Here is a 24,720-nt window from a genome sequence, read left to right as displayed (position 1 = left end):
GTTCACAGGCCGCCCCCGTAGGGTGACCGCATGGCTGTAAAGGTTTCCCGGCCGCGTGGCCGGCGACTGGTCGCGCTCATGGCCGTGCTGGCCGTGCTGCTCGGCGGCGGCTCGTGGGCCGCGGTGGCCGCTTCCGACGGCTCGGCCGCCGCCGTACAGCGACAGGACCAGGTCCTGTCGCTCCCCGAGAAGCCCGGCAGCAAGGCCACCGTCCGGATCGACACGTCCTACTTCACCAGCACGGCGGTGCACGGCCGCCGCCCCGCCGTGCTGCTCGGCCACGGCTTCGGCGCCAGCAAGGCGGCGGCCAAGGGCCAGGCCGAGCAGCTCGCGCGGGCCGGGTACGCCGTACTGACCTGGTCGGCACGCGGCTTCGGCCGCTCCACCGGCAAGATCGGGCTGAACGACCCGGAAGGCGAGGTCGCCGACGCCAGCGGGCTCATCGACTGGCTGGCGAAACGTCCCGACGTGCAGCTCGACAAGCCCGGCGACCCGCGCGTCGGGATGACGGGCGCCTCGTACGGCGGCGCCATCGCACTGCTCACGGCGGGCCACGACCGCCGGGTGGACGCCATCGCGCCGCAGATCACGTACTGGAACCTCGCCGACGCGCTGTTCCCCGACGACGTGTTCAAGAAACTGTGGGCCGGTTACTTCTTCACCACCGGCTCGGCCCCCGTCACCACCTCCGTGCCCAACCCCGCCCGCGGCGTGGCCTGTCACCGCTTCGAGGCGCAGCTCTGCCGGATGTACGAGCGGGTGGCGGTCTCCGGCCGCCCGGACAAGGCGGCGCGCGACATGCTGGAGCGGCGCAGCCCGCAGGCCGTCGCCGACCGCATCAAGGTCCCCACCCTGATCGCCCAGGGCCAGTCCGACTCGCTCTTCCCGCTCGGCCAGGCCGACGCGATGGCGAAGGCGCTGAAGAAGAACGGCGCGCCGGTCAAGGTGGACTGGATCGAGGGCGGCCACGACGGCGGCGCCCGTGAGGAGGCCCGCGTCCTCGCCCGTACGGAGGCGTGGTTCGCCCGCTATCTGAAGGGCGAGCGCGGCACCGACACCGGGCCGGCGTTCCGGATCAGCCGTACCGGGGGCCTGGACGCCCGCGACGGCGCCTCGCGACTGCGCGGCGCGAGCGGCGACAGCTACCCGGGCCTGCGCGGCGACCCGCGGTCCGTGCCGCTCGCCGGCCGCGAGCAGACCCTCGCCAACCCCGCGGGCGGCGACCCGCCCGCGATCTCCTCCGTCCCCGGCATCGGCTCCGCACTCGGCGGCCTGAGCGCGCTGGGCAACGGCCCGTCGCTGGACTTCCCCGGCCAGTACGCCCGCTTCGAGTCCCGCGCGCTGACGAGCCCCGTGCAGGTCACCGGCTCGCCGACGGCGAAGCTGCGGGTGACGAGCGACCATGACGAGGCCGTGCTGTTCGCCAAGGTCTACGACGTCGGGCCGGACGGACGCAGCCAGTTGCTGCCGCATCAACTCGTGACGCCACTGCGGGTCACGGACGCGAAGGACGGCCGTACGGTCTCCGTCCGGCTCCCGGCCATCGACCACGAATTCGCCGCCGGGCACCGGATGCGGCTGGTGGTGGCCGCCACCGACATGGCGTACGCCTCACCGGCCGAGCCCGCGGTGTACAAGGTCGCGCTCGCCGGGAAGCACGCGCTGAGCGTGCCGACCGCGCCCGGCGTGCACACCGCCGCCACCCCGCTGCCGTGGTGGGTCTGGGGCCTGCCGCTCGCGGCCGTACTGATCGCCGCCGCGCTGCTGCTCACCGGGCGGCGCCGCACCACGCCGCCCGCGCCCGATCCGGACCTGGCCGACGTGCCGCTGCGGATCACCGGCCTGACGAAGAAGTACCAGGGCGCCGTCGACCGGTACGCCGTCCAGGACCTGACCTTCGGCGTCGACCGCGGGCAGGTGCTCGGGCTGCTCGGACCCAACGGCGCGGGCAAGACGACCACGCTGCGGATGCTGATGGGCCTGATCACGCCGGACGACGGCGAGATCAGGGTCTTCGGGCACGCGGTGCGGCCCGGCGCGCCGGTGCTCTCGCGCGTCGGCGCGTTCGTCGAGGGCGCGGGCTTCCTGCCGCATCTGACGGGCCGGGAGAACCTGGACCTGTACTGGCGGGCCACCGGCCGCCCGGCCGAGGACGCGCACATCGACGAGGCGCTGGAGATCGCGGGTCTGGGGGAGGCGCTGCAGCGCGCCGTCCGTACGTACTCCCAGGGCATGCGGCAGCGGCTGGCCATCGCGCAGGCCATGCTCGGCCTGCCGGACCTGCTCATCCTGGACGAGCCGACCAACGGACTGGACCCGCCGCAGATCCGCGAGATGCGGGACGTGATGACCCGTTACGCGGCCGAGGGGCGGACCGTCATCGTCTCCAGCCACCTGCTGGCGGAGGTCGAGCAGACCTGTACGCATCTGGTCGTCATGGACCGCGGCCGCCTGGTGCAGGCGGGGCCGGTCGCCGAGATCGTCGGGACGGGCGACACGCTGCTGGTCGGCACGGCAGCGCCGGTGCCGGACGGGGTGGTGGAGAAGGTGGCCGCGCTGCCGTTCGTCGCCTCGGCCGTCCCCGCCGACGACGGGCTGCTCGTTCGTCTCGACGGCACGGCCGGCACGCCGAAACTGCTCACCGAACTCCTCCGCCTCGACGTACCGGTGGACCGCGTCGGACCGCACCGCCGCCTGGAGGACGCCTTCCTCACCCTGATCGGAGGGGACCGATGAGTACCGCAGCACGCCCGGCCGGGCCCGCGGCCGGCTACCGCGCGGGACACACCCTGCCGCTGCGCGTCGAAGCGCTGCGGCAGCTCAAGCGGCGCCGCACGCTGGTGGTCGGCGTGGTGCTGGCCGCGCTGCCGTTCGTGCTGGTCGCGGCCTTCGCGCTCGGCGGCGACCCGGCCGGGCGGAACAACCGGATCACCCTGATGGACACCGCGACCGCCTCCGGCGCGAACTTCGCGGCCACCGCGCTGTTCGTCTCGGCGGGCTTCCTGCTGGTGGTGCCGGTCGCGCTGTTCTGCGGCGACACGGTTGCCTCGGAGGCGAGCTGGTCCTCGCTGCGGTACCTGCTGGCCGCGCCCGTGCCGCGGACCCGGCTGCTGCTGAGCAAGCTGACCGTGGCACTGGTGTTCAGCGCGGCGGCGATGGTGCTGTTGCCGCTGGTGGCGCTGGCCGTGGGCACATACGCCTACGGCTGGGACGCGCTGCGGCTGCCGGGCGGCGGGGTGCTGCCGGCCGGGGACGCGGTGCCGCGGCTGGCGCTGGTCGTCGCGTACCTCTTCGTCTCGCAGCTCGTGACCGCGGCGCTGGCGTTCTGGCTGTCGACGGTGACGGACGCGCCGCTGGGCGCGGTCGGCGGCGCGGTCGGCCTCACCATCGTCGGCAACGTCCTGGACCAGGTCACCGCGCTCGGCAACTGGCGCGACGCGCTGCCCGCCCACTGGCAGTTCGCCTGGGTGGACGCGCTCCAGCCGACACTGGACCGGACCGCCATGGCCCAGGGCTCCGCCGTCTCCGTCTCCTACGCGCTGATCCTCTTCGCCCTGGCCTTTCGCGGCTTCCGCACGAAGGACGTGGTGTCGTGAAGGAGGCGGGGGTCCGGCTCTTCTGATCCTCTGCCCGGGTGCCGTTGGGCCGGGCGGGTGCTTGCCCGGCGGGGCGCGCAACCCTTGTGCGGGGTGGCGTGTCTGCTCGGGTGAGGTCCGCATAATGCGGATGAATTCCGGAAGAAGAGGACATTCGATGATCCGTAAGGCTTCGCGAGCTGTCACCGTCTCCGCTCTCTGTGCCGCCCTGCTCGGCGGCGGCCTGACCCTCGCGGCGTCCGCGCCCGCCGCGCCCGCGGCCTCCGAGGAGAAGGCCCCGGCCCGTTACAACGCCGAGCAGGTCCACCACTTCCTGCAGGGTTTCTACGGCAACCACGGGCCCCGCCAGTGGGAGCGGGTCCACATGGTCGGCGACGAGCTGAAGAAGCGCGCCGAGAAGAACAAGAAGTACGACGTCCTGCTCTGCGCGCAGAACAATCCGCGCGACATCGCCATCGGGCGGGTGACCACCGCGCAGTCCGCGGGCGTGGGCTGGGCGACGGTGACCACGAAGTGGAACCGGGGCCCGGACCAGCACTTCACCGCGTACGTCGGCCTGGACGCGAGCAAGCCGATCAAGCTCATCGAGATCGACTGCAGCCCGGGCAGCTGACGGCCGCCCCGTTCTCCGTGCCGGCCGCCGTCCGAGGGGCGGCCGGTACGGAGGTGCCGCGCCTGGTCGGCCGACCGTTTTCCACGCATACGGCACGTATTCTCTCGTTATGACCTGGACGAGCGCGCTGAAGCAGACCGCCCGCTCCGGGCTGAGCGTCGAACGGGCCAAGCTGACGCCGCTCATCGCGGTCCGCGGCGCCGCGGGCGTCGCCATCGTCGTCGGGGGCTGTCTGTGGCTGGGCTCCCCGGTGCTCGCGGTCTCCGCCGCCTTCGGTGCCTTCTCCGCCGCCATCGCCACCTTCCAGCGAAGCTGGCGGCCGCGCCCGCTGCTGGCGCTGGCCGTCGCGGGCGGCCTGTCGGTCTCCACCTTCCTCGGCTATCTCGCGGCGTCGCACACCGTGCTGTTCGTGCTGCTGCTCGGCGCCTGGACCCTGCTCGCGGGGCTGTGCTGGGCCGTCGGGCCGGTCTCCGGGCTGATCGGCACGCAGACGGTCGCGGTGATGCTGGTGACCGTCACCCTGCCGACCTCCGTACTGGGCGCGCTGGAGCACGCCGCGCTGATCGCGGCCGGCGGCTGCGTACAGGCCGCGCTCATCCTGCTCTTCCCCATCCGCCGCTGGGGGCGGCAGCGGGACGCGCTGGCCGACGCGCTCGCCGCCGAGGCCGACTACGCGCGCCGGCTGCGCCACGATCCGGTCGCGCCCTTCGATCCGCAGCCCCTGATGGACGCCCGGCTCGCCTCCCGGGTGACGCCCCGCCAGGCCAAGCGCCGCCCCGCCCAGTTGCACGGCCCCCGCACCCTCGCCGAACAGGTCCGCCCCGCGCTCGCCTCGCTCGCCGACCCCGTCGTCGGCGCCCCGCTGGAGGGCCCCGAGCGGGACCGCGCCCGCGAACTGCTCAGCGCCGCCGCGACCGTGCTGGACGCGGTGGCCGCCGCCATCCGCCGCGCCCGGCCGGTCCGGCTGCCCGCCGACGCCATGGACACCCTGGAGGTACCGGAGTCCGGGGACATGCTGACCGGCCCGGCGCGCCGTTCGGCGGCCCGGCTGCTGAGCCTGCTGGCCGACGCCGTGGAGGCCGCCGAGGAGCCGGTCGAGCCCGCGGGGCCCGTCTCCGACGGCGACCGGCCGCACCTGCTGCGCCCCGCCGTCCACCGCCAGGTCCCGGTCGTGCTGCGGGCCGTCCGCCGGGAGCTGCGCTGGTCCTCGTTCGTCCTGCGGCACGCGCTGCGGGTGGCCGTGGTGGCCGCGGCCGGCTACCTCATCGGCACCGCGCTGCCCTTCGGGCACGGTTACTGGGCGCCGCTCGCCTCCGTGATGATCATGCGCCCCGACTTCGCGCAGACCTACCAGCGCGGCATCGCCCGCTTCATCGGCACCCTCTTCGGCGTCGCCGTCGGCGGCGGGGTGATCGCCCTGTTCCACCCCGGGCAGTACGTCGACGCGGGGCTGGCCATCGTGTGCGCCTTTCTGATGTACCTGCTGCTGCGCACCGGCGTCGCGGTCACCTCGGCCTGCGTCGCCGCGTACGTCGTATTCCTGCTCGGCATCGCGGGCGCCGGCTGGGAGCAGACCGTGCAGGAGCGGGTGGTCCTCACCCTGCTCGGCGGTCTGCTGGCGACCCTCTCGTACGCGCTCTTCCCGGCCTGGGAGACGTCCCGGCTGCGCGAGCGGCTGGCGGAGTGGCTGGAGGCGGGCGGCCGGTACGCCGTCGCCGTACTGGAGATCTACGCCCGACCCGCCGAGCGCCGGCCGCGCCGGGTCCGCGAGGCGCTGCTCGACCTGCGTGCGGCGCGCGTCGCGTGGGTGAAGAGCGGGGAGCGCGCCGGGCAGGAGCCGGTGCGGCACCGCGGGCTCTCGCAGGGCGCCACGCAGGCGGCGGAGGCGGCCCTCAACGCCATGGGCCGTGTCACGATGCTGATGGAGGCTCATCTGCCGGGGCCGGACGCGGAACCGTCGCCGGGCGCCGACGCGTTCGCCGCCGAGCTCGGGCCCGCTGTGGAGCGCGCGGCCCGGGCCGTCAGGGAGGGCGGCGACCTGGACTGGTCCGGGCCGCACAGGTGGCTGGCGGTCTGGGACGCGGAGACGGAGGGGCGGGGCGTGGCGCTGCGCGCGGCGGGTCTGCTGGTGGACGCGCTGGACGACCTCGCGCAGGCGCTGAACCGGACCGGTCACTGAGGGCTGATCCGCCCAACCCCGGGCCGGGCGGCATGCAATGGTGCGACGCCGGTAGGGTAGGTAATTGCCCGTTATTGACGTCATTGCTGCCGTCTGGGGCGCGATGTCGGGGATTCCGCGCCGCGCCGCGGGCGTGTCCGCAGTCCGAGCCGAAAGCGAGCGAGCGAACTCCTCATGGCGTCCAGCACTTCCTCCGGCGGTACGTACGACATAGGCATCGACCTGGGGACGGCCAACACCCTGGTCTACGCCCGCGGCAAGGGCGTGGTGCTCAACGAGCCGTCCGTGGTCGCCGTGAGCGCGGCGGGCGACGTCGTCGCGGTCGGCACGGAGGCCAAGCGCACCATCGGCCGCACCCCCTCCGGCATCACCGCGATGCGGCCGCTCCAGGAAGGCGTGATCGCCGACTTCGACGCCGCCGAGCGGATGCTGCGGGGGCTGATGAAGAAGGCACTGCCGGGCCGCCGGCTGTCCCGGCCGCGGGTGGTGGTCTGCGTACCGTCGGGCATCACCGGCGTCGAGCGGCGCGCGGTCATCGACTCCGCCAAGCGCGCGGGCGCCCGCGAAGTGCAGCTCATCGAGGAGCCGATGGCGGCCGCGATCGGGGCGGGGCTGCCGGTCGCCGAGCCGGTGGGCTGCATGGTGGTGGACATCGGCGGCGGCACGACCGAGGTCGCGGTGGTCTCGATGGGCGGCCTCGTCACCGCCCAGTCCGTGCGGGTCGCGGGCGACGCGATGGACGCGGCGATCACCGCGTACGTCAAGAAGAAGCACGCGCTGGCCATCGGGGAGCGCACCGCCGAGGACATCAAGATCGCGATCGGCTCGGCGCTGTGGACGCCCGAGGAGGACGGCGTACCGGAGCCGCCCGCCGACGGCGCGGACGAGGAGGCGGAGCGCCCCGTGCCCGTACGCCGTGACGCCTGCACCATCCGCGGCCGGGACCAGGTCAACGGCCTGCCGCGGACCCAGGAGATCACCGCCGAGGAGATCCGGCAGGCGCTCGCCGAGCCCGTCGACGCGATCGTCCAGGCCGTCCGGCGCACCCTGGACGCGTGCCCGCCCGAGCTGTCCGGCGACATCATCGAGCACGGCATCGCGCTCACCGGCGGCGGGGCGCTGCTGCGCGGCCTGGACCGGCTGCTGAGCGAGGAGACCGGCGTGCCCGTCGTGGTCGCCGAGGACCCGCTGCACTGCGTCGTGGCGGGCACCGGCAAGTGCGTGGAGGAGTTCGCCACCATGCACGGCCTCCTGGCGGACGCCAGGACGCAGCCGCGCCGGACGGTGCGCCTGTAGTCGACGCACTGCCGAGTACGCCGTGCGGTCAACTCCCTTGGCCGCACGTCGTGCTGGTGTGCGCGGACGTCGTCCGGAAGGTGACGTCACGGCCCCTACGAGATGTGCGTCAGGCGGACATTGGTGTCCGTTGAGCGGGTCTAAAGCCCTTCACCTGCGGCGACATGACCCGGCGTCAAGGAGTGATCAAGTCCGGTTATGCTGAAGGCGGCTCAGCGTACTGGCAGTTACTCATGGTGATCTGTGTGTCAGCGCTGCCCTCACCGCTGCGCCCGTGGACTTCCCCGTATCTTTCGATTGGTTGAGGGTGCTGATGGTTCGAGAAGGATCGTCGCCCGGAGGGCTGCGACCCGCTTCGGCGCTCGGGTGGATACTGCCGGCGGCACTCACCGTGACCGCCGCCGTCGTCGCCGCCGTCCTGGTCCCCTCCGCCGCGCTGACGCCGGTCCTGTGGACGGGGGGTGCCGCCACCGTCGCGGTGGCGCTGCTCTCCGCCGAGGTCGCCCGCCGCGGCCGCGCGCTGACGGCGCTGCGCCGCAGCTCCGACGCGCAGGCCGCGGTGCTGGCCCGCCAGGAGGCCGCGACCGTACGGCTCGCCGAAGGGCTGCTGCCCGAGGTCGTCACCCGGCTCGGGCAGGACGAGTTCCCCGAGGACGTGCTCGCCTCGATGACGGACCGGCTGGCCCAGGAGGCCCGCGAGTCCGGTCTGACCCCCGAGTTCGCCGCGGCCCACCAGGCGGTGCTGCGCTCCGTCCTGGAGGCGGTCGTCGCCGAGGAGGACCTGCGCGAGTCCGCCCAGCGCGCGTTCGTGAACATCGCCCGCCGAGTCCAGGCCATCGTCCACCAGCAGGCGCAGGAACTGCGCGGCATGGAGGACCGGCACGGCCAGAACCACGAGGTCTTCGGCGACCTGCTCCGGCTGGACCACGGCACCGCGCTGATCGGCCGCCTCGCCGACTCCATCGCCGTACTGGGCGGCGCCCGCCCCGGCCGCCAGTGGAGCCGCGCCGTCCCGCTGTTCAGCGTGTTGCGCGGCGCGATGTCGCGGATCATCGACTACCAGCGCGTCGAGCTGCACTCCGTCTCGGAGGTCGCGGTCGTCGGCACGGCCGTCGAACCGCTCATCCACGCGCTCGCCGAGCTGCTGGACAACGCCACCCGCTACTCCCCGCCGCAGACCCGCGTGCACCTCACCGCGGTCGAGGTGCAGTCCGGCATCGCCGTCGAGATCGAGGACGGCGGCGTCAGTATGAGCGAGGAGGCCCGCAAGCGGGCCGAGCGGATGCTCCAGCAGGCCCAGGAGGGCATCGACGTCAACGACCTGGGGGAGACCCCGCGGCTCGGCCTCGCGGTCGTCGGCCGGCTGGCCCAGGCGTACAACTTCCAGGTGTCGCTGCGCACCTCGGCGTACGGCGGCGTGCGCGCCGTCCTCATCGTGCCGCAGGACCTGATCACCACCGCTCCCGCCACCGGCCGGGCGCACGGCATCGGCGCCTCCTCCGGCCCGCTGAGCGAGCGCACCGAGCCCACGGCGGACCGGCGGCCGGCCACCGGCCCCGTGCCTTCGACGCCCGCGGCGCCCGCGGCGCCCGCGGCGCTGCCCCGGCCCGAGGACACGCAGGAGGACGTGCCGGTGGTGACCGGGCGGACCGCGAACGGGCTGCCCCAGCGGCGCCGCAAGTCCCGCGCCACCGCGCCGGCCCAGCCCGCGCCCCAGGCGCCCACCGCCCCCGACACCGCAGACCACCGGCCCTCCGCGCCGGAGGCAGCTCCCGAGGTGCAGCCCGGCATGTGGCTGGCCGCCTTCCAGAGCGGCCTCTCCGGAGAGCCGGGCGGGGCCGCCGGGCCGAAGAGTGACGAGTCGTCGGAAAAGAGTGAGTTGCCATGATTCAGCACCGGGCCAACATGGACTGGATGCTCAAGGACCTGGCGGAGAGCGTCCCGCAGACCCGCAACGTCGTCGTGCTGTCCTCGGACGGCCTGCGGATGGCCCAGTACGGCACGGACACCGACACCGCCGACCGGCTGGCCGCCGCCTGCGCGGGGCTGCAGTCCCTGGCCGGCGCGGTGTCCTCCGAATTCCCGCACAGCGACGGCAAGATGCGCATGGTCGTCATCGAACTGGACGGCGGCTTCTTCTACTTGATGGCGGCGGGCGCGGGCGCCTATCTCGCGGTGCTGGCCGACGAGGGCGTGGACGCCGGGCTGATCGGGATGAAGATGCGCGACCTGGTGGCCCGGATCGGCGAGCACCTCAGCAGCCCGCCGCGCGGCGAGGGATCGGCCGCGTGAGCGGAGCGGGCCAGGATTGGGAGGACGAGAGCCCCGAACGGCTCTACGTGATCACCGGCGGACGCTCCGGCGCCGCCGCACAGACCTTCTCCCTCGACCTGGTCACGCTGATCGTGGCCAAGGCCGCCCCGCGACCGGGCATCCAGCCCGAGCACGCCGCGATCATGCGGCTGTGCCACTCCCCGCTGTCGGTGGCGGAGCTCTCCGCCTACCTGAAGCTACCGGTCAGCGTGGTCACCGTGCTCCTGGGTGACCTGCTGGCCGACGGGCGGGTCGTGGCGCGCGCGCCCGTACCGCCCGCAGAACTTCCGGACCGTTCCCTTATCGAGGCGGTGATCCATGGACTTCAACAGCTCTGACTCGACCGCCGGGCAGGGGCTCGCCGCGCAGCCCGTGGCCGGACAGGCGCTCGTCGCCGAACCGGTCGCCGGCCCGCGGAGCGAGGACACACTGCCCGACTCGGCCACCGCCGCGGTCAAGGTGGTGATCGTGGGCGGTTTCGGGGTCGGCAAGACGACCCTGGTGGGCGCGGTCAGCGAGATCCGCCCGCTGACCACCGAGGAGACGATGACTCAGGCCGGCGTCGGCGTCGACGACACCCTGGGCGTCGAGCGCAAGACCTCCACGACCGTCGCGATGGACTTCGGGCGCATCAGCCTCAACGAGGAGCTGGTGCTCTACCTCTTCGGCACGCCCGGCCAGCAGCGCTTCTGGTTCCTGTGGAACGGCCTGTTCGACGGCGCGCTGGGCGCGGTCGTCCTGGTCGACACCCGCCGCCTGGAGGTCAGCTTCGACGTCATCGGGCGCCTGGAGGAGCGCGGCGTGCCCTTCGTCGTCGCGATCAACTCCTTCCCGGAGGCGCCGAAGCACGACGTCGAGGAGCTCCGCGAAGCCCTCGACCTGCCCCCGGAGGTCCCGATCGTGGACTGCGACGCGCGACTGCGCACGTCCAGCCGCGACGTCCTGATGGCACTGATGCACTACCTGCACAATCTCGCGCTCACGACGGAGGCGTCGTAAGCCGGTAGCGGTGTCCTTGCCAGTAACGGTGTCCGCGCCGCGAACCGCGGCGCGGACACCGGTGCTCAGCCGGTCCGCGGCACCACCGTCATGGGGACGTGGTCGGGGTGGACCATGGCCGAGGTGGCCTTGCGCGGGGTGTGCCCGGGGACCGGGGCGAGGGTGTACCGCTGAAGGATGGTCGCGACGGCGATGGTCGCCTCCGTCCAGCTGAAGGCGTCACCGATGCACATCCGGTTGCCCGCGCCGAAGGGGAAGAAGGCCGTGCGCGGGATGTCGTCGCGCAGCCATCGGTCGGGGTCGAAGTCGTCGGGGTTCTTGTACAGCTCCGGGTGCCGGTGCACGGCATAGGGGCTGAAGGCGACTTCGGTGTCGGCGGGGATCCGATAGGTGACCTGCTCGCCGTCGGGCCGGGTGTCCGTCAGTTCCACCGGCTCGGTCGTCCGCCGCATCAGCATGGTGACGCCGTAGAGGCGGATCACCTCGTCCAGGACCCGCTTGACGGTGACGAGCCGGGGGACGTGCTCGATGGTCACCGGGCCGCCGCCCACCACCTCGTCGATCTCCTCCAGCAGTTGTCGCTCGACCTCCGGGTGCTGCCCCACCTCGTGGAAGAACCAGCCCAGCGTCGAGGCGGTGGTCTCGGTGCCGGCGAACAGGATGGTCACCAGCTCGTCCCTGACCTCCTCGTCCGTCAGCGCCTCGTCGGTGTCCGCGTCCCGCGCCTCCAGCAGCAGCGTCACCAGATCGTGCCGCTCGGTATCCGCCGAGCGCCGGGTGTCCGCGACCACCTGGTCGATCACCGCGCGCATGTCCCGCGCCGCGGCGTCGAACTTCCGGTTGGCGGGGATCGGCAGCCCGTCCAGGAACGCGGGGAACGCCGCCCGCAGCAGCATGTACTTGAGGATGACCGGCAGGTTCCGGCGGACCGATTCCACCGCCGGCTGTCCGAGGTCGGCGGAGAACATCACCTCCGCGAGCGTACGGATGGTGTATTCGCCCATGACCTGTTCCAGGGCCAGTTGCTGCCCCGGCACCCAGGAGTCGACTAGGTCCTTTGCGCGCTCGCTCATCGTGGCCGCGTAAGCGGCGATGCGCTCCTTGTGGAACATCGGCTGCATCAGGCGCCGGTTGCGGCGGTGCACCTGACCGCTGGAGGTCGCAAGGCCCTTGCCCACCAGCGGCTCGACGCGGGTGTACAGCCGTCCCTTGACGAACTTGGTGGCGTGCGTGGTCAGCACGTCGCGGATCAGGCGGGCGTCGGTGGGGACGTAGACGGGCATCGTGCCCAGGTCCACCCGTACCAGCGGCCCGGTCCGGGGCAGGGACTGCAGGAAGTGCAGCGGCCGGCGTGCCATCTTCAGGGCGTGCCCGAGGAGCGGCATCCGGCCCGGCGCACGGGGGATGTTCTGCGTGTCGACAATCACCAGGAGAATCCATTCATCGCGCCGACGCGCGCGCCGACCAGTGGGGGAGTGGCGGGCTGGGGCAGCCGGTGCGCCGCGGTGCCGTCGAGCCGGTCCAGCACGTCCCACCACCAGGTGATGGAGGGGATGTCCACCGGCCCCGTGCTGGTGGGCGTCGAGCTGAACCGCGCGGGCAGCGCCGCCGGATCATCGGGCGTGGTGTAGCGCACGGAGGAGATGCCCCAGTCCATGGAGCCACGTACGAAGTGGCCCAGATCGTCGAGGTACTGCCGCAACTGCGGGCTCCCCTGCTCCCCGAGAGCCCTGCACAGGCGCTGGAAGAGGACCATCACGCGGTCCCGCTGGCTGACGGCCTCGGCCAGGGCCTGGTGGCTGGACAGACCCCGGTGGTGTTCCAGTACACGGATGACGTTGAGGTAGTAGCCGCCCGTCCGGCCACGCTCCTTGACTTCCTTGTGGTACGAGAAGAGGTCGTTGTCCCAGCAGATCACGAAGGACGCCGCCTGGGCCGCGGCCCGTATGCCCGGCAGCGCCCGCTCCTCGGGCCGGAGTTCATAGCCGTGGGCCATCTCCAGCATCGGCAGTACGACGGTGGTCGCGCCGTCGTAGAGGCGCATGAGCGTGTAGTCGTCGAGCTCGGGCACGCTGTCCGCAGTGCGGTGGGAAGCCTCCCAGACCACGGACAGGAAGTACTCCCGCAGTGCGTCGATCCACGCCTTCGTCTGCCCGGCAGTGCCGTACTCCGCCACCCTGGCCCGCAGGTCCCGCAGTCCGCGCGCGAGGGGATCGCCGGCGAGGATGTCCGCCTCGGGATGCTCGGCGACCCACAGAAGTCGCTGAAGGGAGGCGTTGAGTGCGCCCGGAGTCCGGCCCAGCGCCCCCTCTTCGCACAGCCCGTCGTCCACTCCGAACAGCCACAGGACGAAGTCCCCCAGGACCTGGACGACTTCTCTCCGGCCCGAAGGCAGGATGCGCGCGGCGAACGTGCCGATCTGCTGCGTCACCAGCCGCTCGCGCAGGCCCGCGGACCCGATGCCGAACGCGTGCGCCCACGCGGTGGTCTGCGCATCGATGTCGGCATGGCGCGGATGAATGGCCGGTGGGATGGGGGCATAGGTCGGTGGGACTACGAGCGCGATACTCACTCCGGCCGCCTTCCTGGTGTGCGCGCTACATAGCGTGCACTCAGTGTGATCAACAAGCGGAATGGTAGGCATGGCTTGAAAAAGGTGAATAGGGCCAACATCACGTGTGTGTGCGGCTGTGCCCGGGAAGACCGCCCAGATCCCTCAACTGGTCGTTGACCGGCGGTTTTCCACCCATAGCGAACGGTCCCCGGTGGCGGCCGACTGCCGCGCACCGCGGGGACTATGACGATATGTTGGCGAATAGTGGCTGTATGTGGAATGCGGTACGCGGCCGAACCGGCCGTCTACGGCGCGGTGTTGGCCGCGGCGCCCGTGAACGGGCAGCCCGTGGCCGCGGGAAGGTCGCGAGCGGGGAGCGACCCGGAGCGCAGGGCCAGCGGGGGGCGCGGCTGGAACCGTACGGGCAGCTTGGACAGGCGCTTGGAGAGCAGCACGTAGTCCCAGCGCACCTCGTCCTGGGAAACGGCGAGCCGCATGTCGGGCAGCAGCGTGAGCAGGGTGTCGATGCCGGTGTCGGCGATGGCCCGGCCGATGTCCTCACCGGGGCACCGGTGCGGCCCCGCGCTGAAGGCGAGATGCGACCGGTTGCCGTGCACGGGCTCGGAAAGGTCGGGCCGGATCTCCGGGTCGGTGTTCGCGGCGCCGGGGCCGAGGAGCAGCATGTCGCCGGCCTCGATCCGCCAGCCGTCGAGAGTGGTGTCCGCGTTCGCCCAGCGGCCGGGGACCACGGAGATGGGCAGCTCGTCCCAGAGCATGCCCTCCAGCGCATCGCTCAGCGTCATGTGGCCACCCGACAGGCTCGCGCGGAAACGCCGGTCGGTCAGGATCATGTGCAGGGTGTTCGCGATGAGATTCGCCGTGGTCTCGTACGCGGCGATCAGCATCAGTCGCAGGTGTCCGAGAACCTCGTCGTCGGAGAGGCCGGACTCGTGCGTGCCCAGCCAGCTCGCCAGGTCGTTGCCCGGCCGGGCCTTCTTGGCGTTCACCAGTCTGACCAGGGCGGTCTTGATCACGTTGTTGCTGGCGGCGGCCGTGTCGCTGCCGGTCATCAGGTCGCGGGCGGCGTCCGCCAGTCGCGGTCCGTCCGCCTCGTCCATGCCCAGGAGCCGTGTCATCACGAACATCGGCAGCCGCTCGGCGTACTGGCCGACCAGATCGGCCTCGCCGGTGTGGATGAATTCGTTGACCAGCATCTTGGTGTAGCGGCTCACATAGCGGCGTATCCCGTGCCGGTCGAGGTCTTCCAGGCTGTCGGTGACGGCTGCCCGCGTCCGCGCGTGCGCCCGGCCGTCGGTGAACACGCATGTCGGTTCCCAGTCCACGGTGGGGCCCAGAGGCCAGGCAGCGGGAACGCGGTCGGCGAGGTTCCACAGCCGGGAGTCACGGCTGTAGGGGTACGGCGCACGAGCGACGTCGAGGTTGGCCTGGTACCCCAGCACCAGCCAGACCGGCAGATCCCCCGGCAGCAGTACCGGGGCGACCTGACCGTACGTGGCGCGGAGCCGCGCATACAGCGCCGTCGGGTCCGCGGCCTCCGGACCGTGCAGCCGAAGCAGTCCGCCCGGATCCTCGTCGCTCAGGGGCCGGCCCACATGCGCCTTCAACTCGAACCGGGCGCGGAGGTGTTCGGGGATCGGGATGGTCACGGTCTCTCCGGCGTGATGAGGGGGGCGGAATGAGGGAGCGGCATCACGTGGCGCGGGTGCGACCGCTGTCGTTCACATCCGGATGACAGGATCCAGCGTCGAAGGCGTACCAGGCGTGATCCACTGCGTCAGGCTAACAGCCCACCATTGCGCTCCAGTTTGCCGCTGTGCCCCTCACGGTGCGCGGTGGGCCGGGGCCGCTCCGGCGCGCTGCCCCGGCCCGCCACCGATCCGGTGTCAGTCCGTCTGCCGCAGCCAGGCCGTGGTGTCCGGCGGCAGCAGCCCGCCGGTCAACGGCGCACTGCTCAACAGCAGTTCACCGGCCGGCAGCGGTACCGCCCGCCCCGACAGGTTCGCCAGGCAGCGCCAGCCGGTCGAGCGGCCGAAGTGGATGATCCCCGCGGCGCCGTCCTCCGCCGCCTCGTCCGGCGCCGAGAGCCACTCCAGCGACTCGTCGCCCTGCAGCTCCCGCCGGAGCCGCAGCGCCGACCGGTACAGCTCCAGCGTCGAGTCCTTCTCGCCGTCCTGCGACGCGACCGACAGCTTCCCGAAGGAGGCCGGCTGCGGCAGCCAGGCCCCGCCCGGTCCGAAGCCGTACGAGGGGCCGTCCTCGGTCCACGGCAGCGGCACCCGGCAGCCGTCCCGCCCCTTGCGGGTGTGGCCCGTCTGCTCCCACACCGGGTCCTGCAGCGCGTCGGCCGGCAGGTCGGCGACCTCCGGCAGGCCCAGCTCCTCGCCCTGGTAGACGTACGAGGAGCCGGGCAGTGCCAGCATCAGCAGCGTCGCCGCGCGCGCCCGGCGCAGCCCCAGCGCCCGGTCCTCGGCCGGCCGGGTGCCGCCGGACAGCAGCCAGGCGTCGGTGTCGGTGCCCGGCGGCAGCGCGAGCCGGGAGGCGTGCCGGATCACGTCATGGTTGGAGAGCACCCAGGTCGCCGAGGCACCCGCGGCGGCCGCGGTGGCCAGCGACTCGGTGATCACCTTGCGCAGCGCGGTGGCCGTCCACTCGGTCTGCAGATACTCGAAGTTGAACGCCTGCCCCAGCTCGTCGGGCCGGGTGTAGAGGACCCGCCGGGAGTTCTTCACCCACGCCTCGGCGACCGCCATCCGCGGCGGCGTGTAGGAGTCCATGACGATCCGCCAGTCCCGGTAGATCTCGTGCACCTCGTCCCGGTCCCAGTGCGGGTGGGTGCCGTCCGGCAGCAGGTCGTGGTCGCCCTTGAACTGGTTCTCGCCCATGTCCCGCAGCGGCTCGGTGAGGTCCTTGGCCAGCCCGTGCGCCACGTCGATGCGGAAGCCGTCCGTGCCGCGGTCGGACCAGAAGCGCAGGGTGCGCCGGAAGTCCTCGCGCACCTCCTCGTTGCTCCAGTCCAGGTCCGGCTGCTCGGGCGCGAAGAGATGGAGGTACCACTGGCCGTCCGGCACCCGCTGCCAGGCGCTGCCGCCGAACCGGGAGACCCAGTCCGAGGGCGGCAGCTCGCCGTTCGCACCGCGCCCGTCCCGGAAGACGTACCGTGCGCGGGCCGCCGAGCCGGGCGGCGACGCCAGCGCCTCCTGGAACCAGACGTGCTGGTCGGAGGTGTGGTTGGGCACCAGGTCCACCAGGACCTTCAGGCCCAGCCGGTGCGCCTCGGCGACCATCGCGTCGAAGTCGGCGAGCGTGCCCAGCCGCGGGTCGACGTCCCGGAAGTCGGCCACGTCGTACCCGCCGTCGGCCAGTTCCGAGGGGTAGAAGGGGCTCAGCCACAGCGCGTCCACGCCGAGCGAGGCCAGATGGGTCAGCCGGCTCGTGATGCCGGGCAGGTCACCGATGCCGTCGCCGTCACTGTCGGCGAAGCTGCGCGGGTAGACCTGGTAGATGACGGCCTGCCGCCACCAGTCGGGGTCCTGGGAGGAGAGGTCGGGGGAGGCGGGGACGGTCACGGATGCTCCTTCGGGAAGCGGATCGGACACAGAAGAGGAGGCGTACTTGCTCATCCCTTGACCGCGCCGTCGGTCAGGCCGGAGAGCACGGCGCGCCGGAAGACGAGGACGAGGAGGGCGATCGGCACGGTCGCCGCCATCGCCCCGGCGAAGATCGTTCCGTACGGGATCTCGTACTGGCTGCTGAAGAGTGCGATGCCCACCGGCACGGTCCGGTAGGCGTCCTCGCTGTTGAACGTGAGCGCCATCAGGAACTCCGTCCAGGTCGCGGTGAAGGTGAACACCCCGGCGGTGAACAGCGCGGGCCGGGCCTGCGGCAGGATCACCGACAGCAGCGCCCGGGTCGGCCCCGCGCCGTCCACCGTCGCCGCCTCCTCCAGCTCGTACGGGATGGACAGCAGCGAGTTCCGCAGGATCCAGATGGCGAACGGCAGGTGGAAGGCGGTGTACGGGATGATCAGGCCCCAGTAGCTGTTGAGCAGGCCCAGCTCGCGTTCGACCAGGTACAGCGGGGTGACCACGGCGATCGTCGGGAAGACGGAGATCATCAGCAGGCCCGTCATGACGGGGCCGCGGCCGCGCATCGGCGTGCGGGCCAGCGCGTACCCGGCGAACAGCCCGAGTCCCAGGACGATCGCGGTGGCGCTGACGGCCACCACCGCGCTGTTGAGCAGATAGCGGTCGAAGCCCGCGAAGCCCAGCGCCTGCCGGTAGTTGGCGAGGGTGGGGTGGAGCGGCACCGGCGTCGGCGGCAGCGTGCCGTTCTCCCGCGCCGTCTTGAAGGACGTGACCGCCATCCACAGCAGCGGCAGCGCGGTCACCGCCACCAGCACCAGCGCGCCCAGGTTCACCACGTTCACATAGCGGCGCACTCCCGTACGCCGGCGGCCGCGCCTCATGCCGCGCCCCCTTCGTCGACCTGGCTGCGGAACATCCGCAGGAAGAGCAGGCAGCCCGCGATGACCAGCACGCCCGTACTGGTGGCGATCGCCGCGCCCATCCCGATGTCGAGGTTCTGGAACAGCGTCTTGTACCCGAGCACGGCGAGCGACTGGGTGGCCGTGCCGGGGCCGCCCTGCGTCAGTACGAACGGCAGGTCGAAGATCCCGAACGCCTGGAGTACCCGGAAGAGCACCGCCACCGAGACCACGGGGCGCAGCGCGGGCAGGACGACGTTCCAGAAGGTGGCCCAGGCCCCCGCGCCGTCCATCTCCGCCGCCTCGTACCGCTCCTGCGGGATGCGGACCAGCCCCGCCAGGATGATCACCGCGACGAACGGCGTGGTCTTCCAGATGTCCGCGACCGCCATGCCGGTGATCGCGGGTACGGGCGTGCCGAGGATCACCGGCGGCTGGTCCAGGACCAGCCCGAAGAGCCAGGTCACCGCGCCGAACGTGGCGTCGTACAGGAAGTCCCAGAGCTGCGCCGAGACCACCGTGATCAGCGACCAGGGGATCAGCAGCAGTGCGAGGATCCAGCCGCGCCCGGCCTCCAGCCGGTCCAGCAGCACCGCGGCCGCGATGCCGAGGGCGATCTCCACGGCCACCGTCACCAGCGTGTACCCGACCGTGAAGGCCAGCGCCTCCAGCCACACCGGGCTCGCCAGCATCGTCGTGTAGTTGCCGAGCGTCCACTCCTCGACGCGGACGCCGCCGAAGGTGAAGCGCACGTCGCTGAAGCTGAGGACGACGGAGTAGACCACGGGGAAGAGCGTCACCAGCGCGATCACGGTGAGCGCGGGGGCGGTGTAGAGCCAGCCGGTACGGGCCCGGCGGCGCGCGATGCCGGCCGGGGGACGGGTTTTTCGAGGGGCGGGGGAGGAGGGTCTGGGCGCGGACCGGGTGTCCGGGACAGCCGTCGGGGAGACCGTCACAGCGCCTCCCCTCGGAGCGCAGCGCGCAGGTCGCCGCGGGCGCGGGCCAGTGCGCGCGGCATGCTCGTACCGCCGCTGAGCACCTCGTTGACGCGGGTGAACACCGCCTTGCTGACCATCGGATACTCCGGAGTCCGGGTCGGCCGGGCGACCAGCCGCACCTCACGGGCCAGCGCGAACGCCGGGTTGGACGACCGCGCCACGGCCTTGCCGTGCAGTTGGGACAGCAGCGGCGGCAGCACGGCGGCCTCGCGGGCCAGGATCGACTGCCCCTCCTCCTCGGCGAGGAAGCGGGCGAACGCCAGGGCCGCGCCGAGGTGCCGGGAGTGCGGATTGAGGTAGTTGCACCAGCCGCCCAGGCAGCTCCGGCCGCCCGTGCCGCCCTCGAAGCCGGGCCGCCGCATCACCCCGATCTTCCCCGCCACGCGCGAGGACGCCGGGTTGTCCGCGACGCCCCAGGCGTACAGCCAGTTGCGCAGGAACACCGACCGGCCGCTGGTGAAGGCGTCCAGGCTGTCCTGCTCCACGAAGGTCGTCACCGAGGACGGGGAGACGCCGCGCGCGATCAGCTCCCGGAGGTAGGAGACGGCCCGCACGCCGGCCGGGCTGTCGAAGGTGACCGTGCGCGCGTCGGGGGAGAGGATGCTGCCGCCCGCGTCGGCGACCAGCTCCGCGACGTTCGCGGTGAGCCCCTCGTACACCGTGCCCTGCCAGACGAACCCGAGGTCGGCGTCGCCCGCCCGCTGGATCTTCGCGGCACTGGACGCCAGCTCCTCCCACGAACCGGGCGGCCGCAGCCCGTGTTTGTGCAGCAGGTCCTTCCGGTAGTAGAGGAACGCCTCGTCCAGATAGAGCGGGAAGGCGTAGACCGAGCCCTGGTAAGTCAGCGCCCGCACCAGCTCCTCGGGATAGCGCTGCCAGTACCCCTTCGGCAGCAGCGGATCGAGCGGCAGCGCCAGTGAGTTGTACGCGAACTGGGCGGGCCAGGCGATGTCGCCCATGTAGACGTCGGGGGACGGGCTGCCGCTCGTCACCTGCGTGGTGAGGGTCGCGCGGGCCACGTCCGTGGTCGGCGGTGCGGCGATCAACTGCACTGCGATGTTGGGGTACTTCCGGCGAAAGGCCCTGACCAGCGCGGGTCGCAGGTCACTGCCGTCGCGGGCCGCCACCCGCCCGGCCCACCAGCGGATGGTGACCGGGCCACGCGGTATCTCGGCGGCACTCGAGAGATCGGGGCCGCGCGCGACGGCCCGGCCGCAGCCGGTGACGGCGGCCAGCGAGGCGGCGGCCCCGGTGGTGGTGCGAAGAAGGGATCTGCGGCTCAACGGCATGACGATGCGCTCCTGATGGAGGGGTGGGATCGCTGCTGCCTGACAACGCTTGCACGCTAGAAGTGGCCCCAGAGGCTGTCAATGGACCGCGCAGCATCGAAATGGCCGCTCTCCTGCGCGTCGCCTGCGACTCTCCTGCACGTCTCCTGCGCGAAGAACCGGGGTGAATGGCGGCGTTGGCGCGAATTGCCGGATATCGCCCGGTGGTAACGCTGTCACCAACCGGTCCATGTCCCCTACACCTGTGCTACGTTCCGGAACATGCCTCCAGCGCAGCGCCACCCCACCATGGCCGACGTGGCCGAACGGGCGGGGGTCTCGGTCTCCACGGTCTCGCGGACCCTGCGCGGGCTGTCCACGGTCTCGGACGAGGCCAGGGAGCGGGTGGAAGCGGCCGCCCGCGAGCTGTCCTTCGTCATCTCCCGCCAGGCATCCAGCCTGGTCACCGGCAAGACGGGCACGGTCGCCGTGCTCGCGCCCACCCTCGGCTCGTGGTTCGTCGGCCAGGTGCTGCGCGGCCTCAGTGAAGTGCTGCGCGACGCGGGCCTGGACCTGGTGGTCTACAGCGTCGCCGACCTCGCCGAGCGCGCCGCCTTCTTCGACCGGCTCCCGGCCCGCCGCAACGCCGACGCGCTGCTCGTCGTCTCCTTCGACCTGACGGAAGCGGAGTTCGCCCGGCTGGACGGCCTGGGCGTACCGGTGGTGTACGTCAGCCAGCACGCGCCGGGCCGGGCGAGCGTGTACGTCGAGGACGTCGCCGCGGCCCGCAGCGGCACCCGTTACCTGTGCGGCCTCGGCCACCGCCGGATCGCCTTCGTCCGCGCGTCCCCCGGCACCGGCTTCACCTGCAGCTCACGCACCCGCCTGTTCGGCTACCGCGAGGCGCTGGCCGAGGCGCAACTCCCGTACGACGAGGACCTGGTGGTCGCCACCTCGCGCGGCCGGCGCCACACCGCGGAGGCGGTCGGGCGGCTGCTCTGCCTGGCCGACCCGCCCACCGCGGTCTTCGCCGAGACCGACGAGATCGCCATGGAGGTGCTGTGGGTACTGCGCTCCTCCGGCATCGACATACCCGGCCGGATCTCCGTCCTCGGCTTCGACGACCACGACCACGCCGAGTGGCTGGACCTCACCACGATCGCCCAGCCCGCCGTCGAGGTCGGCCGCGCGGCAGGCACCCTCGCCCACACCCTCATCGACGACCCGGCCACGGATCCGGCGCGGCATGTCGTACTGCCGACGTATCTGATTCCTCGGGGGACCACGGCGCCGGTTCCCGGTCCGGGGCCTTCGGATTCCGCGCCGTCGGGGGAGCCGGACGCCGGAGAGGCGTGACGGCCACCCGGCCCGGTGCCGGCGGTCCCCAGGAAGACGTACGGGCGCGTACGGACGGATACGGACGCGTGCGCGAGCTGCCGCAACTCGGCCGAACCGGGCACGGTGAAGACGCCGTCCCGGGGAACCGGAGATGACACACCGGGTCGAATACAACCCTTCCCAGGCATATGAGTGTCTTATCTCGTGGACCCCGGACTCAGGGTCCACCGTTCATCCTGGGGGAAGGACTCACCATGCGAAGCTCCCGTCCCGCGCGCCGCCGCACCGCCGTCATCGGTACGGCCGTCGCCGCGCTCCTCGCCACCTCCGCGGCCATCCCGGCCTTCGGTGCCGGCACCGCGCCGCCGCCCGTCCGGCCCGCTGCGCAGGCGGCGGTCCAGCCGGTACGCGACGGCAGCCCCGAATCGACCGTGGACCGGGTCGCGGACTTCTACGGGGCGTACATCGACGCCGTCTACGACGAGGACGGCCGGCTCGCCGGAGAGCTGCGGAACCACTACCTCCGCGCGGACCTGCGCAAGCGCCTCGCCGTCTGGGAGGAGAAGAACCACGCCGACGGCGTCCTGCGCGCCCAGAACGTGCCCGCCAAGTGGTCCGTGAACTACGACGGTTCCGGCACCGGCAGCGCGTACACGATCGTCACCCTCACCTGGGACTCGGGCAGCCACCCGAGCACGACCCGGCTGGCGGTCCGCAGCTCCCTGGAAACCCGTCAGATCACGGACATCAAGGCGGCGCCGGCCAGGTGACGCGCGGGTGCGCGGCGCCGGGCGGTCGTTGAGGGTTGCGGGCGCGGACGCTCACGGAATGTGCGGGGGCTCGTCGGGGGGCGAGTCCCCGTCCCGTGTGTGCCGTGGCGCGCGGTGGTGGACGTAATGGATCACATGGCGCTCCGGGTGGTCGTGGAAGTGCCTCCCCAGCAGCGCGCCGCCGAAGACCACGAAGCCGACCCCGACCAGCCAGCACTCCACTATCAGTACGGTGCCCACGGCCCCGTAACTGACCGCGTTGGTGACGATGAGCGGCGCGAAGACCAGGTACGAGAAGGCACGCAGACCCACCAGGCCCGCCATGGTCGCGACGGCGCCCGGCAGCAGCGCCCGCCACGCGACCTGCTCGCCGAGCAGGAACCGCTGTCCCCACCAGAAGAAGAGCACGCCGGCCAGGAGGTTCAGCCCGATCCGCAGCGGTTCCGGCATGGAGCCGCGGGACTGCACCTCGGCGTAGAGATAGGCCATCAGGACGGCCAGCCAGACGATCTGCCGCCAGGCCCGGTGCCACGGACCGACCGACAGGCTCCAGGTCTTCTCGTACCCGGTCTGCACGCTGCCGGCGAAGGTCAGGCCGAAGACGGCGAGCGCGACGAGGCTGAACGCACTGGTCGTCGCGACCGCCTGGCGCGGCGCGGTGAAGACGCTCTGCACGGCGTCCGCCGAACGCCCCGACAGCGCCATGCCGTCGACCAGCCACAGGGCGAAGCCGCGGTGCTGGAACGGGACGGCCGCCGCCACCACGATCAGCAGCGGCACGAGCGTGACCAGTCCGAGCGCCCCGAACCCCATCGAGCGGTGCAGCAGCTCCAGCTCGACGCCGCGCTGCCGGAACCGCCGCACCCGCAGCCGGTTCCGCAACCGGCGCACCGGATGGCGGCGGCGCCGCCGGGGGTGCTCATTCATCGCCGTCATCCCTCGTGCTCATCCACCGTGCTCATCCCTCGTTGTCGTCATCCATCGTGATGACGACCTTGATGTCGTCGTCGCGCGCGGTGAACGCCTCCGGGGCGCGGGACAGCGGTACCCGCCGGGTGATCAGGCGCTCCAGCCAGCCGCGATCGGCGCGGGCCAGCGCCTCCGCGGCCTGCCGGTAGTGGCGCAGATTCGCGTTGACGGAGCCCACCACCGCGTCGTTCTCCAGCACCAGGTCCCGGTTGACGGTGCCCGCGTCGATCGTGAGCTGCCGCCCGGTCGGCGAGACGCCGGTCAGGCACACGATCCCGTACGCCGCCGTCCCGGCCATCGCGTCGAAGACCAGCCGCCCGGCCCCGGTCGCCTCGATGACGACGTCCGGCCGGAGCGCCTCCGTGACCCGGTCGATGTCCGCACTGTGGTACGTCCCGCCCAGGTCGCGCGCCAGCCCGGGCTTCGGGCCACCGGTGACCCGGTCCAGTACGTGCACGTCGAGGCCCCGCTGTACTCCGAGGAGCGCGGCCAGCAGCCCGATCGGGCCCGCGCCGGTCACCAGCACCCGCCGGGGCTCGAACCATGCCCGGCCCCCGACCCGTTCCACCTGTTCCCACGCCTTGGCCACCACGGTGGTGGGTTCCATGAGCACCCCCACCCGGCGCAACCCGGCGTCGAGCCGGACCGCGTACTCGGGCTCCACCGTCCACGTCTGGCTCGCGTAGCCGTCGCGCTCCTTGATGCCCCGCTCGGTGTAGCGGCCGTTCCGGCACATGTCGAACTCGCCCCGTGCACACGCCCCGCACGGCTCCGGATCGGGCCGCCGGACCACGCCCACCACCAGGTCACCGCGGTGGAACCCGCTCCCGGACGGCGCCTCGCGCACACACCCGAGCGACTCGTGCCCGAGCACGAGCCGGTCCCGCCCCGGCGGCGCCGCGCCGTACTCGCCGGCCACGATCTCCTTGTCCGTCCCGCACACCCCGACGGCGAGCCCGTCCACCAGCAACTCGCCCTCCCCGGCCACTGGCCCGGGCACCTCCCGCACTTCCAGCGAACCGGGCTGCAACGGCCGAACGGTCAACGCGCGCATCCTCACTAACCTCTCGTCGCTCCGTCGTCACCGGCCGGCGGCCGTCCGGTCGCAGCGGTCACCGCCGCGTTGGTGTCCACCCCGCCACCACCGACCGGACACGGCGGGTACCCGCAGCCCCCTGCTCCAGACCGACGGCCCCGGAGCGCCCGTCCGACCCCCCATTCACCCCCACACCGGGCTCGCCGTCACCCCCACACGCCGCTGACCCTGTCTCTTATACACATCTGACGCTGCCGACGAATAGAGAGGTGTAGATCTCGGTGGGC

Annotated in this window: 20 protein-coding genes; 11 read left to right on the top strand and 9 right to left on the bottom strand. The window is 72.3% G+C overall.

What is annotated here, in order from left to right; genetic code table 11:
* Positions 1-30: 30 nt before the first annotated feature.
* From IG84_RS0133315 to IG84_RS0133275, 9 genes are all read left to right on the top strand, one after another.
* Positions 31-2,736: an alpha/beta fold hydrolase gene (locus tag IG84_RS0133315; protein WP_031065740.1), complete on the top strand. Its 2,706-nt coding sequence runs from the start codon at positions 31-33 to the stop codon at positions 2,734-2,736.
* Entirely contained in the window at positions 2,733-3,596 is an 864-nt protein-coding gene (locus IG84_RS0133310) for an ABC transporter permease (RefSeq protein ID WP_031065737.1), read from the top strand. Before IG84_RS0133315 ends, IG84_RS0133310 begins: the two co-directional genes overlap by 4 nt.
* A gap of 157 nt (positions 3,597-3,753) precedes the next feature.
* Positions 3,754-4,209 carry a hypothetical protein gene (locus IG84_RS0133305; protein ID WP_031065735.1) on the top strand — a complete coding sequence of 152 codons (456 nt, stop codon included), beginning with the start codon at positions 3,754-3,756 and terminating at the stop codon, positions 4,207-4,209.
* A gap of 109 nt (positions 4,210-4,318) precedes the next feature.
* On the top strand, positions 4,319-6,388 hold the full coding sequence (locus IG84_RS0133300; RefSeq protein WP_031065732.1) for an FUSC family protein: 2,070 nt from the start codon (positions 4,319-4,321) through the stop codon (positions 6,386-6,388).
* Between the two features lie 174 nt (positions 6,389-6,562).
* Positions 6,563-7,684 (top strand): rod shape-determining protein, encoded by a 1,122-nt coding sequence (gene mreB, locus IG84_RS0133295; RefSeq protein ID WP_031065729.1) that lies wholly within the window; start codon positions 6,563-6,565, stop codon positions 7,682-7,684.
* Positions 7,685-7,997: 313 nt separating this feature from the next.
* Positions 7,998-9,572, top strand: coding sequence for a sensor histidine kinase (locus IG84_RS0133290; RefSeq protein ID WP_031065726.1), 1,575 nt, complete (start codon positions 7,998-8,000; stop codon positions 9,570-9,572).
* Positions 9,569-9,976 (top strand): roadblock/LC7 domain-containing protein, encoded by a 408-nt coding sequence (locus IG84_RS0133285; RefSeq protein ID WP_031065723.1) that lies wholly within the window; start codon positions 9,569-9,571, stop codon positions 9,974-9,976. Before IG84_RS0133290 ends, IG84_RS0133285 begins: the two co-directional genes overlap by 4 nt.
* Positions 9,973-10,335 (top strand): DUF742 domain-containing protein, encoded by a 363-nt coding sequence (locus IG84_RS0133280; protein ID WP_030249882.1) that lies wholly within the window; start codon positions 9,973-9,975, stop codon positions 10,333-10,335. Before IG84_RS0133285 ends, IG84_RS0133280 begins: the two co-directional genes overlap by 4 nt.
* Positions 10,316-10,996 carry a GTP-binding protein gene (locus IG84_RS0133275; RefSeq protein WP_078649725.1) on the top strand — a complete coding sequence of 227 codons (681 nt, stop codon included), beginning with the start codon at positions 10,316-10,318 and terminating at the stop codon, positions 10,994-10,996. The genes IG84_RS0133280 and IG84_RS0133275 overlap by 20 nt, the downstream gene beginning before the upstream one ends.
* A gap of 65 nt (positions 10,997-11,061) precedes the next feature.
* Here IG84_RS0133275 and IG84_RS0133270 read toward each other — a convergent pair whose 3' ends face one another.
* The 7 genes from IG84_RS0133270 to IG84_RS0133240 all read right to left on the bottom strand — a co-directional run bounded on the left by IG84_RS0133270 (position 11,062) and on the right by IG84_RS0133240 (position 20,335).
* Positions 11,062-12,423, bottom strand: coding sequence for a cytochrome P450 (locus IG84_RS0133270; protein WP_281179400.1), 1,362 nt, complete (start codon positions 12,421-12,423; stop codon positions 11,062-11,064).
* Positions 12,420-13,568 carry a selina-4(15),7(11)-diene synthase gene (locus IG84_RS0133265; RefSeq protein ID WP_063761898.1) on the bottom strand — a complete coding sequence of 383 codons (1,149 nt, stop codon included), beginning with the start codon at positions 13,566-13,568 and terminating at the stop codon, positions 12,420-12,422. Before IG84_RS0133265 ends, IG84_RS0133270 begins: the two co-directional genes overlap by 4 nt.
* A gap of 287 nt (positions 13,569-13,855) precedes the next feature.
* Positions 13,856-15,217 carry a cytochrome P450 family protein gene (locus IG84_RS0133260; protein ID WP_051862755.1) on the bottom strand — a complete coding sequence of 454 codons (1,362 nt, stop codon included), beginning with the start codon at positions 15,215-15,217 and terminating at the stop codon, positions 13,856-13,858.
* A gap of 237 nt (positions 15,218-15,454) precedes the next feature.
* A complete protein-coding gene (locus IG84_RS0133255; RefSeq protein ID WP_078649723.1) occupies positions 15,455-17,191 on the bottom strand; it encodes a glycoside hydrolase family 13 protein in 1,737 nt (578 codons plus the stop codon).
* Positions 17,188-18,036 (bottom strand): carbohydrate ABC transporter permease, encoded by an 849-nt coding sequence (locus IG84_RS0133250; protein ID WP_031065704.1) that lies wholly within the window; start codon positions 18,034-18,036, stop codon positions 17,188-17,190. The genes IG84_RS0133255 and IG84_RS0133250 overlap by 4 nt, the downstream gene beginning before the upstream one ends.
* Complete coding sequence (locus IG84_RS0133245) at positions 18,033-19,010, bottom strand: carbohydrate ABC transporter permease (protein WP_211266551.1); 978 nt, start codon at positions 19,008-19,010, stop codon at positions 18,033-18,035. The genes IG84_RS0133250 and IG84_RS0133245 overlap by 4 nt, the downstream gene beginning before the upstream one ends.
* Positions 19,007-20,335, bottom strand: a complete 1,329-nt coding sequence (locus IG84_RS0133240) for an extracellular solute-binding protein (protein WP_382467331.1) — start codon at positions 20,333-20,335, stop codon at positions 19,007-19,009. Before IG84_RS0133240 ends, IG84_RS0133245 begins: the two co-directional genes overlap by 4 nt.
* 267 nt (positions 20,336-20,602) lie before the next feature.
* Here IG84_RS0133240 and IG84_RS0133230 point away from each other — a divergent pair, with 267 nt between their 5' ends.
* A complete protein-coding gene (locus IG84_RS0133230) occupies positions 20,603-21,676 on the top strand; it encodes a LacI family DNA-binding transcriptional regulator (protein ID WP_342668478.1) in 1,074 nt (357 codons plus the stop codon).
* Positions 21,677-21,912: 236 nt separating this feature from the next.
* On the top strand, positions 21,913-22,428 hold the full coding sequence (locus IG84_RS38390; RefSeq protein WP_037801148.1) for a hypothetical protein: 516 nt from the start codon (positions 21,913-21,915) through the stop codon (positions 22,426-22,428).
* Between the two features lie 51 nt (positions 22,429-22,479).
* Here IG84_RS38390 and IG84_RS0133220 read toward each other — a convergent pair whose 3' ends face one another.
* Together IG84_RS0133220 and IG84_RS0133215 are read right to left on the bottom strand one after the other, a co-directional pair.
* Positions 22,480-23,355 carry a ribonuclease BN gene (locus tag IG84_RS0133220; protein ID WP_078649728.1) on the bottom strand — a complete coding sequence of 292 codons (876 nt, stop codon included), beginning with the start codon at positions 23,353-23,355 and terminating at the stop codon, positions 22,480-22,482.
* Positions 23,356-23,386: 31 nt separating this feature from the next.
* Positions 23,387-24,451, bottom strand: coding sequence for a glucose 1-dehydrogenase (locus tag IG84_RS0133215; RefSeq protein ID WP_031065690.1), 1,065 nt, complete (start codon positions 24,449-24,451; stop codon positions 23,387-23,389).
* Between the last annotated feature and the right edge of the window lie 269 nt (positions 24,452-24,720).

It is taken from the genome of Streptomyces ochraceiscleroticus, from assembly GCF_000720485.1.
Classification (GTDB): Bacteria; Actinomycetota; Actinomycetes; order Streptomycetales; family Streptomycetaceae; genus Streptomyces; species Streptomyces ochraceiscleroticus.
The sequence above is the reverse complement of the archived record's forward strand: the minus strand, read 5'-3'. Positions and strand labels throughout refer to the sequence as shown.